The organism is Bacillus sp. NPDC093026, assembly GCF_044754665.1.
Taxonomy (GTDB): Bacteria; Bacillota; Bacilli; order Bacillales; family Bacillaceae; genus Bacillus; species Bacillus maqinnsis.
In genome coordinates this window covers 117,769-133,210 of the sequence record NZ_JBIVPN010000001.1, presented here as the reverse complement: position 1 = coordinate 133,210, position 15,442 = coordinate 117,769, and the positions used below count along the sequence as shown (strand labels likewise).

Here is a 15,442-nt window from a genome sequence, read left to right as displayed (position 1 = left end):
TTTTTTGTCATGTTTGTTCAATTGGGATTAGCTTAAAACGCAATATACCTGCCACAATGACAAAAACGCCAAACAGTTTTGTTAGTGAAAAGTCGACTTTTGCTAAACCGTGCCCCCAAGCGGTTCAAACAGAAATATACACCCTAGCTGTAAGCTCAAAACAATGGATATACCGTAAGTTGGACCAAGCTGATGAATGCTTTGGCCAAGGAAGGTCACACCCCCTACCCCGATGGCTCCTTTCATCCAGTGTCGTAATTGAAACATAGTGGTTCCTTCTAACAAAATACCCATGAGGAGTGAGGCAATTAAGCCCATGTGAAAAACGATATGGTCACTCTCAGGAAGAAATATTTCTTTGAAATCTCCAATGAAACTGTAAAGGTATTAGAAATCTTAATCATGACAATCAATATTATATATTTTACTTAATGGCAAACTTTCGGTAAAGTTCAAATTGAATCTATATATATAATTCCTATCGAATTAATCTATGTTTATATTCCTTGTGAGGTGGATATCGTTGCAACTTCATGTATTGAACAGTCCGTTTAGTCAGCAGCAGGCAGAGTTACTCAATCAGCTACTTCCGACATTAACAGATCAGCAAAGAATTTGGCTAACCGGCTATTTATCAGCACAGGCAGCTCTCACCAAACGAGAAGATGCCGCTCAAGTGCCTTCTTCTGCATCTGTTACACAGCCTATCATAAAAGATGTGACAGTGCTTTATGGCTCCCAAACAGGTAATGCTGAAGGTTTAGCGAAAAAGACAGCGAAAAGCCTTGAAGAGAAAGGTTTTCAAGTGACGCTCTCTTCTATGACAGATTTTAAACCAAATAGTCTGAAAAAAATAAACAATTTACTCATCATTGTCAGTACACATGGTGAGGGAGATCCGCCAGATAATGCTATCTCATTCCACGAATATGTACATGGCAGACGTGCGCCAAAGCTTGACCATTTGCGCTATTCTGTACTTGCGTTAGGGGATAGCTCATACGAATTCTTCTGCCAAACGGGCAAGGAATTTGACGAGCGCTTAAAAGAACTTGGCGGAAAACGCCTGTTTGATCGGGTAGACTGTGACCTTGATTATGATGAGCCGTTTTCAGAATGGCTTCAAGGTGTGACCCTTTCTCTTAGTGAAGGAGAAACAGCGTCATCTCCACAAGGACCCGCTGTCAAAGTAAGTGAAAATGTCTCTGAATACTCGAGAACGAACCCTTTTTATGCGGAAGTGCTTGAAAATATAAATCTAAATGGTCGTGGTTCTCATAAAGAAACACGTCATTTGGAACTTTCTCTTGAAGGATCAGGGCTTGTATATGAGCCTGGCGACAGCCTTGGTATCTATCCGACAAATGATCCTGAGCTTGTAAATGAACTGATTAACACGTGCAAATGGGATGAACAGGAAACTGTCACCATTCATAAGAATGGAGATACACTTCCCTTAAAAGAAGCCCTCACCTCCCATTTTGACATTACAGTGTTAACAAAACCTCTTCTTCAAAAGATGGCACAATTTACGAATAATGAAGACTTTCATGCGCTAGTAGAAGAAGGAAACGAAAAAAAGTTAAAAGAATACGTCGCAGGCAGAGACTTGTTAGATGTGGCTCGTGATTTCGGCCCATTTGATGTATCTGCTTCAACGTTTACTTCTATTTTAAGAAAAATACCTGCACGTCTTTACTCCATTGCGAGCAGTCTAAAAGCACATGATGAAGAGGTTCATTTGACAATTGGTGCTGTCAGATATGAAGCACATGGGAGAAAACGTCATGGTGTCTGCTCGATTTTATGTGCAGAACGCCTTAAACCAGGTGATAAATTGCCTGTTTTTATTCAGCCTAATCAAAACTTTAAACTGCCTCAAGATCCTGATGCGCCAATCATTATGGTTGGACCAGGTACTGGCATTGCCCCCTTCCGTTCATTTATGCAAGAACGCGAGGAAATCGGTGCGAGCGGAAAATCATGGCTGTTTTTCGGTGATCAGCACTTTGTGACAGACTTCTTATACCAAACAGAATGGCAAAAATGGTTAAAAGATGGTGTTTTAACAAAAATGGACGTGGCTTTCTCAAGAGATACTGAGGAAAAGGTATATGTCCAGCATCAGATGATGAAAAACAGCAAAGAATTATTTGAATGGCTCAAGCAAGGTGCATACGTCTATATTTGCGGCGATGAAAAGCATATGGCCCATGATGTACACAATACCCTTCTTTCGATCATTAAAGAAGAAGGGGGCATGAGTAAAGAGAAGGCAGAGAGTTATCTTGCTAACTTACAGCAACAAAAACGCTACCAGCGTGACGTATATTGATTGAATGCTTGAAAGAAAGGAGTTTTTACCACATGGTCAAGACCGCATTAACAGCGCCGGATGGACCTCCGAGCGATGTAGAAGAAATTAAAGCAAAAAGTAACTATTTACGGGGGACGTTAAAAGAAGTGATGCTCGACCCGATTTCAGCGGGTATTCCTGATGATGATAATCGGCTTATGAAGCATCATGGCAGCTACTTGCAGGATGATCGTGACCTGCGCAACGAACGTCAAAAACAAAAACTTGAGCCAGCTTACCAGTTTATGCTACGCGTCCGATTGCCAGGCGGAATTGCCTCACCGAAGCAATGGCTAGTAATGGATGAACTTGCTCAGAAATACGGCAATGGCACACTAAAATTGACAACTCGTGAAACCTTTCAGCTTCATGGTATTTTAAAGTGGAATATGAAAAAAACGATTCAAGAGATTCATTCCACGATGCTTGATACAATTGCTGCTTGCGGGGATGTGAATCGGAATGTCATGTGTACATCCAATCCTTATCAATCAGAGGTGCACCAGGAAGTGTACGAGCTTTCAAAAAAGTTGAGTGATGACTTGCTTCCAAAAACAAGAGCGTATCACGAGATTTGGCTCGATGAAGAAAAAGTAGCTGCAACACCAGATACAGAAGTCGAACCAATGTATGGACCGCTCTATTTACCGAGGAAATTCAAGATTGGTGTTGCGGTCCCTCCTGCCAATGACATTGATGTCTTCTCGCAAGATCTAGGTTTCATTGCCATTTTAGAAAATGATCAATTGGTCGGCTTTAATGTAGCGATTGGCGGCGGCATGGGCATGACGCACGGTGACACAGCGACCTATCCACAGCTTGCGAAAGTCATCGGCTTTTGCATACCTGAGCAGGTTGTGGATATAGCGAAAAATGTGATAATGATCCAGCGTGACTATGGAAACCGTTCAGTGCGGAAGAATGCACGTTTTAAATACACCGTCGATCGCCTCGGTCTCCAACATGTGAAAGAAGAGCTTGAACATCGTCTTGGATATGCACTTTTAGACGCAAAAGATTATCACTTCGATCATAATGGTGACCGCTACGGCTGGGTAAAAGGAATCAATGGCAGATGGCATTATACAATGTTTGTGGAAGGTGGACGGATCACAGACTTTGATGATTATCCACTCATGACAGGCATTCGTGAAATTGCCAAAGTTCATACAGGTGACTTCCGTCTAACAGCGAATCAAAACCTAATCATTGGAAATGTGACGTCCCATAAAAAGAAACAAATTGAGCAACTGATCAAAAAATACGGTTTGTCAGATGGTCAGAAGCATTCTGCTTTGCGCCGAAGCTCCATGGCATGTGTCGCACTTCCAACCTGCGGTTTAGCGATGGCCGAAGCAGAGCGATACCTCCCTCGGCTCATTGATCGCATTGAAGAGATCGTCGAAGAAAACGGTTTAAGCGATAAAGAAATCACGATACGAATGACTGGCTGTCCAAACGGATGTGCCCGGCATGCTTTAGGTGAGATTGGTTTTATCGGCAAATCGCTTGGCAAGTACAATATGTACCTTGGGGGAGCATTTGATGGTAGCCGATTAAGTAAACTCTACCGCGAGAATGTGGGTGAGGAAGAAATTTTAAAAGAGCTTAGCTCTCTTCTGCCACGCTATGCAAAAGAACGAAAAGAAAACGAACATTTTGGTGATTTTGTCATTCGAGCAGGAATTGTAAAAGAAACAACGGATGGAACGAATTTTCATTTGTGATCAAAAAGACAGGAGCAATTCCTGTCTTTATTTGATTGATCCTGTTATGTTCTTTTTCAATTGATCGACGATGTCTTCGTACACGTCTGGGTTTTCAAGTGAAGAGACATCTGGCGACCCTTTATGCTCGTATGCATCTTTTAATAAACGCCTGACGATTTTTCCATTTCTTGTTTTCGGTAAAGCTGAAATAATATGAATTTCCTTTGGTGTTAGCGCTTTTCCGGCGTGCATTCCAACATGCTTTGAGAGTTCTTGAACGAATTTAGCTTTATCAAGACATTGTTTGCTGATCACAACAAAACAAACGAGTGCTTCTCCTTTCACATCATCCTTTACTCCGATGACAGCAGCCTCTTGGACGGCTCGATGACCAACAAGAATTGATTCAATCTCAGCTGGACCCACCCGTTTCCCCGCCGTGTTAATGACATCATCAGATCTGCCTGTGAGATGGAATTCTCCGCTCTCACTTTGCATCACCCAATCACCGTGCGTCCAAACCCCATCAAACCGTTTGAAATACGTTTCTTCATAACGCTCTGGCTCGTTCCAGAAACCACATGTCATTCCGACCCATGGTTTTTTCACCACAAGCTCTCCTACTTCATTTATGACAGAGTTTCCTGCATCATCATACACATCAGCAGCCATTCCTAAAATCGCCGCATTAAAAAGAATCGGTTTGATTGGACGCAGTAATGTGCTCCCTAGGATCCCGCCAGATACTTCCGTCCCGCCTGAGTAATTTAAAATCGGGATGTTCTTCTTTCCTATTGTTTCAAAGAGCCATTGCCAAGGAGCTTCATTCCAGGGTTCACCGGTTGAAATGATGGCTTTGACATGTGGCAGTTGAATGTTGGCGGTTTTATGTTGCATGGCAGAACGTACAAATGTAGGAGAAAGTCCAAAATGGGTCACTTGATGTTGGTTGATAAATGACCAAATATGTTGTTCATGTGGATAATCGGGCGCCCCATCATATAGGACAATCGTCGATCCATTGACAAGTCCGCCAAACACAAGAAATGGTCCCATCATCCAGCCCATATCTGTAAGCCAACATAGGCGATCTCCTTTTTTGATATTCATACATAGACCTGCATCAAAGGCGGCTTTCACTGGAAAGCCTGCATGTGTATGCACTGCCCCTTTTGGAGTGCCTGTTGTACCAGAGGTGTATAAAATCATCAGCGGTTCTTCATTTGTAACATAGACCGTTTCAGTTTCTGGTTGTTCTTTTAACAAATTGTTTAAAATAATATCATGTGTATAGCCAGTATCAGAAGAAGAATGGACAATGACTTTCTCAACAGTGTGTGTTTTTTTGATGGCATCAGCCACACATTCTCTCATATTAATGGTCTTACCTCGTCTTGTCATCTCATGCCCTGTAACAACAATTGTTGCACCAGAAGCTCGAATGCGCACGGCAAGTGGCTCACTTCCATAGCCGGAGAATACTGGACTAAAAATGACCCCAATTTTTGCAAAGGCAAGCATGACCGCAACTGTCTCAGGAAGCATGGGCATATAGATGATGGCGACGTCCCCTTTTTGAAGCCCCTCCTTTATAAAACCAGCCGCCAGACGATTAACCTTTTCTTGTAGTTGGTTAAATGACCATGTACTTTCTTCACCAGCTTCATTTCCCCAAATAATGGCTGGTTGATTCTTTGTATCTTCTTCACTTGCCCATTTGTCCACGGCAGTTTCAACGATGTTTAATTTACCGCCTTTATACCACTTTGGCCACATGAATTGATGATCTCCAAGTGCTGCTTCATACGGCGTAGCCCACTGTATGCCAACTGCCTTTTCTGCTTCCTTCCAAAACCAATCTGTCTGCTTGATACTGGCTTGATAAAACTCATCATAAGAGGAAAATCCAAGAGAATGCATCCATTGATAAAGGCGTGTTTCTTTCATCATCTTCTCTTCCGGTACCCAAGACGGTCTAAGGTTCATCATTTTGACTCCCCCTTTATACCGGATATACCGGATGTTTTCTTCTCGTAAATGTCATGTCTTTTGATGTATATGCGCGTAATCTACTGCAAAGTTCATGCCTTAATTGGTCAAACGGGATGACACCATCGACAATCATCTCAGATGCAAGTTTGTATATATTCATGTCTTCTTGGTATTCCTTCCGTTTGGATTGAATAAATGAGGCTCTCTCCTCTTCGGGGAGTGCTGCTATTTTATTAGCATAGACGGCATTAACCGCTGCTTCTGGACCCATGACAGCGATTTGTGCAGATGGAAGTGCCAAGCAGCAATCAGGTTCAAAAGCAGGTCCGGCCATCGCATATAAACCCGCACCGTATGCTTTGCGAATAATGACGGAAATTTTTGGAACGGTTGCCTCTGACATAGCGGAAATCATTTTCGCTCCATGACGAATAATGCCTGCTTGCTCAACTTTTGTTCCAATCATAAAACCCGGAATGTCAGCAAGAAACAGGAGCGGAATATGAAAGGCGTCACAAAGTTGAATAAACTTGGCGGCTTTATCAGCAGAGTCATGAAATAACACACCGCCTTTCACTCTTGGCTGATTGGCAATAATACCAACAGGCTGCCCATTGAAGCGACTAAAGCCGGTGATGATCTCCGAGGCAAACAGCTTCTTGATTTCAAAAAAAGAACCTTCATCAATAAGTAAATCAATGAGCTCATACATATCGAAAGGGGTGTTCTGACCCTTAGGAATAAGGTCTTGGATAGAGAGCTCAGATGGTTTTGGGGGGATAGCCGCTTTCACTTTTGGTCTTTCAGTATAGTTGGCGGGCATGTAGGCTAAATAGTCCCGAGCCATTTGAATGGCCTCTTCCTCTGTTTTGGCTAATAAATCCCCGCAACCCGAGATGCTGCAATGCATTCTAGCGCCGCCCATTTCCTCTAGTGACACTTTTTCTCCGATGACCATCTCCGCCATGCGAGGAGAGCCTAAATACATGGAGGCATTCCCCTCTACCATTACGACGATGTCACAGAAAGCAGGGATGTAAGCGCCACCGGCCGCTGATGGACCGAATAGTAAACAGATTTGAGGAATTCGCCCAGACAGCTTGACTTGGTTATAAAATATGCGGCCAGCTCCCCTTCTTCCTGGGAACATAGCCACTTGATCAGTAATTCTTGCACCAGCTGAATCGACTAAATAAAGCATTGGGCAGTTGAGCTTTTCCGCTGTTTCTTGAATTCTAATGATTTTCTCTACCGTTTTGACGCCCCACGAGCCTGCTTTTACGGTAGAATCATTCGCCATGATACAAACAGTTTGCCCATTTATGCGTCCTGTGCCTGTCACAACACCATCTGCTGGTAGACTTTCATCTTCGCACTCTGCAAATAATGCATCTTCAATGAATGATTCTTCATCTAGTAACAGACTGAGACGATCACGGACAAATAATTTCCCTTTTTCTTTGTTTTTCTCGTGATATTGTTCAGCACCCCCTTTTAAAATGCGCTGTTTTTGTAACTCGTGCTCCTCCATCATGTCAACTCCCCTTTCATGCTATTTGCCTGTATAATGAGGCATTCGTTTTTCTTGAAAAGCTCGAAGACCCTCGATTCGGTCTTGTGTATGAAGCAGGCGCAAATAGGCTTCGTATTCTTTCGCAAGACCTGTGTGTATATCGTGATCAAGCCCAGATTGAATGGCTCGTTTTGCTTCTTTTAATGCGATAGGCCCATTGTTAGTGATTTGTCTTGCAAGCGTTAAAGCATCATGGAAAAGTGTATCTTTTGAGGATATGTGTTCGATCAAACCGATCTGAATGGCCTCTTCAGCTCGTAATGAGGCGCCTGTGAAAATGAGCTCCTTTGCCTTGCCGATCCCAATCAGGCGCGGAAGTCTCTGTGTTCCGCCAGCACCTGGAATGATGGCTAGTCCTGTTTCTGGCAGACCGAGTCTTGCTTCGGCTCTTGCTATGCGAAGATCACAAGCCAAGGCAAGCTCAAGACCTCCGCCAAGTGCGTGTCCATTGATTACGGCAATCACAGGTATGGGCAAGGATTCTATTGCTGTAAAGGTTTGCTGGATGTTGAGGACTACTTGTTTGGCTTCTTCTTCTGACATCTTTCGTCGTTCTTTTAAATCTGCCCCTGCACAAAAGACTTTTGCACCAGCACCTGTGATCAGGAGGCAGCGGATTTTTTGATTGTGTTTGACTTCTTGAATGATGCCATTGATCTCTTGAAGCATCGCTACTGATAAGGAATTGGCTTTTTCTGGCCTGTTTAAGGTCATAATGCCAATCTGCTCATCTTGCCTAGAAAATTGAACGTTTTGTTCCATGTCATTCACCCTTTATGAAGTAGTGTGAGAGTGAAAAGCACGTAAGCAATGACTAGGCAGCGTGCGGTCCACTTTCATTTCAATCCATTCTGCCGCTTTGATCAATGCTGGAAAGTCGATATTTGTTTCAATCCCCATTTTTTTCAACATATGAACAACGTCTTCTGTTGCAACATTCCCGCTAGATCCAGGAGCATAAGGGCAGCCGCCAAGCCCTCCAGTAGATGAATCGAATTTGGTGATCCCGACTTTTAATGCTGTATACACATTGGCAAGCCCCATTCCCTTCGTATCATGAAAATGAAGGGCAATCTTGTCAGCGGGGAAACGTTCAAGCAAAATGTCTAATCGCCTTTCTACTTGGAGCGGATGGGCTTCACCAATTGTGTCTCCAAGTGAGATTTCATCGATGTCATAGGAAAGCAGCCTATCGGTTAAACGCAGTACCTGATCCATTGATACTTGTTTTTCGTAAGGGCAGCCAAATACAGTGGAAATATAGGCACGAGTTTTTAGCCCTTCTGCTTTTAGCTCAGCTGTCATTTGTTTGATTACGGAAAGTGTTTCATGAATGGATTGATTCATATTTTTTTTGTTGTGTGTTTCGCTCGATGAGATAAACATAGCTCCTTCATCAAGGTTTGCTTCGAAAAAATGTGTTAAGCCTATTTCGTTAGGAATGAGTGCTGCATAGGTGATATTGTTCTTTTTGTTCAGAGATGCAGCCAATTCTTTCGCATCCCTTAAGGCAGGAACCCAATCAGGATGAACAAATGATGTGACTTCAATATAAGGAAGATGAGCTGCTGAGAGCAAGTTGATCCAGGTTTGTTTCTCTTTTGTTTCAAGCCAAATCGGTTCGTTTTGCAGACCATCTCTTGGGCCTACCTCTCGGATATGCACTTTTGTTGGTAACATGATTTTATCTTCCCTCCTATTCTGTTAATTGAAGAAGCACCTCGCCCTCATCGACAAATTCACCCTCCTTTTTATACACTTTCGTAATTATGCCTGCATTTTCTGCAAGAATAGGGATTTCCATTTTCATAGATTCTAAGATGGCGACCTCTTGCCCTTTTTGCACTTTGTCTCCTTGTTTGACAAGAAGCTTCCATAAGTTTCCGGCCATTTGAATCGTGACGGTTTTCATGAACGTTTTTCCTCCCTTTCTCTTGTCAAAAAATCTGTCGTGATCCCGCCTTTTAAAAAGGCAGAAGAACCGGCTATTTCTCTTAAAAGTGGTAAATTGGTTTTGATCCCTTCTATTTCATATGCTTGCAAAGCCTGTTTTAATCGTTTTATTGTGAGTTCTCGTGTGTCGCCGTAGACAATCATCTTTGCGATCATCGGATCGTAAAATGGGGTAATGACACTGCCACTTGTTACGCTTGACTCATGACGTATATAGGTGGCTAAAGGTGCAGAAAATTGAGTGATCGTACCAGGTGATGGGAAAAATGTGACTGGGTCTTCAGCGTATATTCTGACTTCTATTGCATGCCCGTCTTTATGAATGTCTTCCTGTGTGAAAGAAAGCGGCTCTGATGCAGCCATTCTAAGCTGCTGCTCTACAAGATCAATACCTGTAATTTCTTCAGTGACAGGGTGTTCGACTTGCAATCTCGTATTCATTTCTAAGAAGTAAAATTGTTGCTGTTCATCTACTAAACATTCAATGGTTCCAGCATTTTCATAGCCAATTGCTTTTGCTGCCTGTAAGGCCATCTGACCCATTTGCTGTCTGACGGTTTCATCAAGACAGGAGGCTGGTGCCTCTTCGATGATTTTCTGATGTCTTCGCTGAAGTGAACAGTCTCGTTCAAATAGATGAACCCCATGGCCAAAGGAATCAAAGAGGACTTGAATTTCAACATGCCGTGCATGCTCAATTACTTTTTCCATATATAATGTGCCGTCATTGAAAAAGCTTTGCGCTCTCTTTTGGTTTCCTTCAAATGCCCGGTAAAGCTCATCATCATTCCGAACGAGCTGCATGCCAATCCCTCCACCTCCGCTGGATGCTTTCAGCATGACAGGATAACCAAGTGTCTGTGCTTGTTTTACTCCTTCATCAGCATCATGCAGTGCGGCTGATATGCCTGGCACAATCGGAATGCCCGCCTTTTCCATTGTTTTTCTGGCCTCAATTTTATTTCCCATTTGGGCAATGACTTGTGCAGATGGTCCAATGAAAGTGATCCCTTCTTTGCGGCATAGGTCAGCAAAGGTTGGGTTCTCTGATAAAAGACCATATCCAGGATGGATGGCATCCGCTTTTGTTTTTTTCGCTACTTCTATGATGGCATTCATATTTAAATAGCTTTCTGAAACTTTCGCACCTCCGATATGATACGCTTCATCCGCTGCTTTCACATGAAGTGCATTCTTGTCTGCATCTGAATAGACGGCAACGGTTGTAATGCCGAGTCGTTTGCATGTTCGGATAATTCTAAGAGCAATTTCACCTCGATTGGCTATGAGTACGTGTTGAAACATCGCTTTCTTCACTCCTTTATCAAATCAAGTGCTTGTTCTTTCAGCCGAAACTTTTGAATTTTCCCTGAAGCTGTCATTGGGTAATCTTCCGTAATGAAGAAATACTTCGGTATTTTGTAACGAGCCATTTTTTTCTTACAATAGCTGGTTAAATGGTCAATTGTGACTGTGCAGTTTGTTTTTAGCCGGATAAACGCCGCTGTTTCTTCCCCGTATGTCTCGCAAGGAATACCAACGACTTGTGCATCGAGAATCGCTGGGTGAGTGTAAAGAACGTCCTCAATCTCCTTTGGATAAATGTTCTCACCACCTCTGATGATCATATCTTTTAACCGCCCTGTAATCGTTACATATCCGTCATGATCCATTTTCGCTAGATCTCCTGTATGAAGCCAACCTTCTTCATCAATGACTTCATTTGTTGCTTCTTCATTTTTATAGTAGCCTTTCATCACATGATAGCCTCTTGTGCACAGCTCCCCTTGTTCTCCTCTTTTCACTTCGTTTAATGTGCCAGGTGTTACAATTTTCACTTCAATATGGGGGAGGGCTCGCCCGACAGTCTGAACCCGTCGTTCAAATGAATCGTCCGTTCTCGTTTGTGTAATGACAGGTGAGCTTTCGGTTTGACCATATGCCGTTGTCATCTCTCGTAGACCCATTTTTTCAATGACTGCCTTCATCACATGGGGAGGGCAGTTCGATCCAGCCATGATACCTGTTCGTAATGTAGACAGATCATAATGGTGAAAGTTCGGATGATCAAGCTCTGCAATGAACATCGTTGGTACACCATGAAGAACTGTGCACTTCTCTTTTTCAACGGTTTGTAACACACGCTCAGGATGGAATGACTCGAGCGGGATGATTGTTGCCCCTTTGGATATACAGGCAAGAACGCCAAGAACGGAGCCAAAACAATGAAAGAAAGGGACCGGAATGCACATACGATCTTCCTCGGTTAACTTCATACAGTCTGCAATTTGGATTGCATTACTGACAATATTTGTATGACTTAGCATCACCCCTTTTGGGTAGCCGGTTGTGCCTGATGTATATTGCATGTTGATGACGTCATCTGGCATAAGCTGATTCATTCGTTTATGCCATGCCTGATCATCGCTTCTTTTGGCTGCACTCTGGATACTGTCCCAGCCAAGCATACCGTTTGGTACGTGTTTACCGATATACACGCAGTTTTTTAAAAAAGGGAACTGTACAGATGTCAGTTCTCCATTTTGTACCGTTTGGATTTCTGGCAAAAGATCTTGAAGCATCTTAACATAGGATGTTTCTTTATATCCATCTACTATAAACAGCATTTTACTATCAGAGTGTTTGAGTAAATAAGCGAGTTCCTGTGACTGGAAATTCGTATTCACTGTCACAAGAACAGCTCCAATGGAAGCGCAAGCAAATTGTAGAATGAGCCATTCAGGTACGTTTGGCGCCATGATGGCTATATGATCGCCTTTTTGAATCCCTAGTGCCATCAATCCTTTTCCCGTTTCCTTCACATGTGTATAAAACGCTTCATATGAATAACGTAAAGAACGGTCTGGATAAACAATGGCTTCATGTGATGGATGTAGCTCTTTTTTCTCTTTTAATAGTGAGCCAATCGTTTGTGGGTGAATCGCCACCTTTTCATCCCTCCTTCACTTTAAGAAAGCGTTTTCATTTGAATTTTAGGCTAATAGTTGTCTAGCAATGACCAATCGTTGAATTTCAGATGTACCTTCTCCGATTTCCATCAGCTTGGCATCTCTAACGAGTCGTTCCACACCACATTCTTTCATGTAGCCTGTACCCCCGTGAATTTGGACAGCTTCAAGACTTGCTTTTGTTGCCATTTCAGAGGCAAAAAGCTTCGCATAAGCTGCTTCTTTCGTAAACGGCTTTCCGCTATCTTTCAGCCAGGCTGCCTTCCATACCATTTGTCTTGCCAGCTCTATATGCATCGCCATATCTGCCAGCTTAAACTGAATGGCTTGAAAAGATGAGATGGTTTGGCCAAATTGTTTTCTTTCTTTTGCATAGGAAAGTGAGGCATCTAATGCAGCTTGTGCAATACCAACAGATAATGCTGCAATGGAAATTCTTCCGCCGTCTAATGTATATAAAAACTGCTTGAATCCTTTGGCTGGGTCACCTAATATATGCTGCTCTGGGACACGAACTTGATCTAATATAATCTCAGCAGTATCTGAACCACGCACCCCCATTTTGTTATAAGGACTTGTTATAGACAGTCCTTTTTGACCTTTCTCAACAATAAAGGCGGAGATAATGGGGTTTCCTTTGTCATCATGGTCTGTTACAGCGGTGACGATAATGGTTCTGGCAAAGTTAGCATTTGTAATCCAACACTTCTCTCCGCTAATGACATATTCTTGTCCGTCTTTTATCGCTTTTGTTTTGGTCCCTTTTGCATCTGACCCGGCATTTGGTTCAGTTAATCCAAAGGAACCGAGCGCTGTTCCAGAGGCAAGCGGGACGAGGTGATCCATCTTTTGCTGCTCTGTTCCGAAATAATAAAGCGGGCTTGCGCCTAATGAGACAGCTGCGGCATAGCTAAGACCTGTACTTGCACAATGCTTGCCGATTGCTTCTACAGCCAGTACATATGATATCGTATCTCCTCCTGAGCCTCCATATTTCTCTGGGAAGGGAATTCCCATCAAGCCAAGCTCCCCCATTTTTTGAAATGTTTCTACAGGAAATTCAGCCTGTTCATCGACGGTTTGAGCCTGCGGCGCAATTTCTGCTTTCGCAAATTCTTTGACCATATCGCGTATCATTTGTTGTTCTTTTGTTAATTCAAAATTCATGTCGCTGCCTCCTTTAACTGCTTTCTATCATATTTATTGTTCAAGTAGCTGCTTCATGCCACGATTAAACAAATTCAGAAAATTAAAACAAGAATCTATATCTATTTGTAGAAACATCATGAAGAAATTGAAAACGTGAAAAAGCATGAAAGATGGTAATCCCTCATTTCATGCTTCTTCACGTTATTTGAATGTTTTTGAGGAAGGCTGACTTTCATGGTGGAGGCGATTAAGAGCTGTGACTTTATATGTATAGCTCTTCTTCTTATCCACTGTGAGGTCTTTCGTGGTTGTCATGGCTCCTTTTTCTTTACGGACAGTTTGCAGTAATTCATACGTTCCCTTATTCGTTAATCGATAGATGGCATAATAGGCTGCAGTAGAATGGGCATCATTTCGAATTTGTAATGCAATGCCCTCTGATGTCTTCTTTACTGAATGGATGACAGGTTTTTGTGGTGTCTTTTGATGAAGCCACGGCATTTCTGGGATGAGAGCAGGTTCATTGTATGCCTCCTTCATCAGTCGGTCCTTTACTTGTAGTGGATTACGCATAATATCCTTCAGGCTAAAATGCATGCTTCCTAGAACGAGTGGAAAATGGCGATTCAGTTCAATCTGGCGGAAGTATTCATCAGGGTCAGACCAAGCAGGATCACTATTTTGGTTGATTTTATAAGTTGCCTGACCAATGTAAAGATGAACGGGTCTTCCCTTTACTTCATTTGACCACCATTTCGTTAGCACATCATAGGCCGCTGGCTGAAAGCCAATGCTCCAGTAAATTTGCGGTGTCACATAATCAATCCAGTGCTGCTGAATCCATTCTCTCGTATCAGCATACAAGTCATCGTAATTGGTCATGCCTGCTGTTGTATTTGAACCACTTGGGTCGTCTTTTATATTACGCCATACACCAAAAGGGCTAATACCAAATTTGACATATGGTTTTTCTCTCTTAATCGTTTCATTGATTTGCTGGACTAAATGATTGACGTTATGTCTTCGCCAATCTTCAATATGGGTAAATTGTTTTTTTCCGTATGTGTCATATGTTTCTTGATCTGGAAAAGTTGCACCGGAAATTTTATTCGGGTAAAAATAATCATCCAAATGAACCGCATCAATATCATAGTTCTTCACCACTTCTTCGATGCCTTTTACGATAAAGTGTTGTGCGTCAGGAATGCCTGGATTAAAGTAAAGCTGGTTTCCGTAAGCAATCGTCCAATCAGGATGCTTTCTTGCGGGATGATCTGCCGATAATCGATTGAGATCTGTATGGTTCATGGTAATTCGATAAGGATTAAACCAAGCATGAAACTCCAAGTTTCGTTTATGTGCTTCTTCTATCATAAATTGAAGAGGGTCATAACCCGGATCTTTCCCCTGCGTCCCTGTGAGATATTCTGACCATGGTCCGTATGCAGATGGATAAAAAGCATCTGCGGTTGGTTTAATTTGCATGATGACTGAATTCATATTCATCGCTTTGATTTCATCAAATAGCTTCGTGAGTTCTTGTTTTTGCTCCGTGACAGACAGACCTTTTTTTGATGGCCAATCTAAGTTGAAAACGGAAGCTAGCCACACTGCACGCATCTCTTTATTTCCTTCCAGTTTTCCTTTCATGCTTGGACGAGCTAGACCACTAGATGGAATAAATAAGAAAACAAGCATGAAAGCAATTGTCAGGATCATCATACACGTTTTTTTCATCATG

At 42.5% G+C, this 15,442-nt stretch carries 12 protein-coding genes; 2 read left to right on the top strand and 10 right to left on the bottom strand.

The features are described 5' to 3' along the window. Positions 1-102 precede the first annotated feature (102 nt). Complete coding sequence (locus ACIQCE_RS00675) at positions 103-267, bottom strand: hypothetical protein (RefSeq protein ID WP_400493189.1); 165 nt, start codon at positions 265-267, stop codon at positions 103-105. Between the two features lie 256 nt (positions 268-523). Between ACIQCE_RS00675 and ACIQCE_RS00670 the strand changes: the two genes are divergently transcribed. Further along, entirely contained in the window at positions 524-2,335 is a 1,812-nt protein-coding gene (locus ACIQCE_RS00670; protein ID WP_400493188.1) for an assimilatory sulfite reductase (NADPH) flavoprotein subunit, read from the top strand. A gap of 32 nt (positions 2,336-2,367) precedes the next feature. After that, positions 2,368-4,083, top strand: a complete 1,716-nt coding sequence (cysI, locus tag ACIQCE_RS00665; protein WP_400493187.1) for an assimilatory sulfite reductase (NADPH) hemoprotein subunit — start codon at positions 2,368-2,370, stop codon at positions 4,081-4,083. Positions 4,084-4,110: 27 nt separating this feature from the next. On the opposite strand, the gene ACIQCE_RS00660 is transcribed toward cysI, so the two are convergent. The 9 genes from ACIQCE_RS00660 to ACIQCE_RS00620 form a co-directional block, all read right to left on the bottom strand. Then, a complete protein-coding gene (locus tag ACIQCE_RS00660; RefSeq protein ID WP_400493186.1) occupies positions 4,111-6,054 on the bottom strand; it encodes an AMP-binding protein in 1,944 nt (647 codons plus the stop codon). Positions 6,055-6,067: 13 nt separating this feature from the next. Beyond that, the gene (locus tag ACIQCE_RS00655; protein ID WP_400493185.1) at positions 6,068-7,591 is read right to left on the bottom strand and encodes an acyl-CoA carboxylase subunit beta; all 1,524 of its coding nucleotides are present in this window, start codon (positions 7,589-7,591) and stop codon (positions 6,068-6,070) included. Positions 7,592-7,609: 18 nt separating this feature from the next. Then, complete coding sequence (locus ACIQCE_RS00650) at positions 7,610-8,392, bottom strand: enoyl-CoA hydratase (RefSeq protein WP_400493184.1); 783 nt, start codon at positions 8,390-8,392, stop codon at positions 7,610-7,612. A gap of 12 nt (positions 8,393-8,404) precedes the next feature. Continuing rightward, positions 8,405-9,313, bottom strand: a complete 909-nt coding sequence (locus ACIQCE_RS00645; RefSeq protein WP_400493811.1) for a hydroxymethylglutaryl-CoA lyase — start codon at positions 9,311-9,313, stop codon at positions 8,405-8,407. 13 nt (positions 9,314-9,326) lie between these two features. Then, on the bottom strand, positions 9,327-9,542 hold the full coding sequence (locus ACIQCE_RS00640; protein WP_353855587.1) for an acetyl-CoA carboxylase biotin carboxyl carrier protein subunit: 216 nt from the start codon (positions 9,540-9,542) through the stop codon (positions 9,327-9,329). Further along, complete coding sequence (locus ACIQCE_RS00635; RefSeq protein WP_400493183.1) at positions 9,539-10,888, bottom strand: acetyl-CoA carboxylase biotin carboxylase subunit; 1,350 nt, start codon at positions 10,886-10,888, stop codon at positions 9,539-9,541. The genes ACIQCE_RS00640 and ACIQCE_RS00635 overlap by 4 nt, the downstream gene beginning before the upstream one ends. Before the next feature lie 8 nt (positions 10,889-10,896). Beyond that, positions 10,897-12,531 carry an AMP-binding protein gene (locus tag ACIQCE_RS00630; protein WP_400493182.1) on the bottom strand — a complete coding sequence of 545 codons (1,635 nt, stop codon included), beginning with the start codon at positions 12,529-12,531 and terminating at the stop codon, positions 10,897-10,899. A 45-nt stretch (positions 12,532-12,576) separates the two neighbouring features. Further along, the gene (locus ACIQCE_RS00625; protein WP_400493181.1) at positions 12,577-13,719 is read right to left on the bottom strand and encodes an acyl-CoA dehydrogenase family protein; all 1,143 of its coding nucleotides are present in this window, start codon (positions 13,717-13,719) and stop codon (positions 12,577-12,579) included. 183 nt (positions 13,720-13,902) lie between these two features. Then, positions 13,903-15,441 carry a glycoside hydrolase family 10-like protein gene (locus ACIQCE_RS00620; RefSeq protein ID WP_400493180.1) on the bottom strand — a complete coding sequence of 513 codons (1,539 nt, stop codon included), beginning with the start codon at positions 15,439-15,441 and terminating at the stop codon, positions 13,903-13,905. Between the last annotated feature and the right edge of the window lies 1 nt (position 15,442).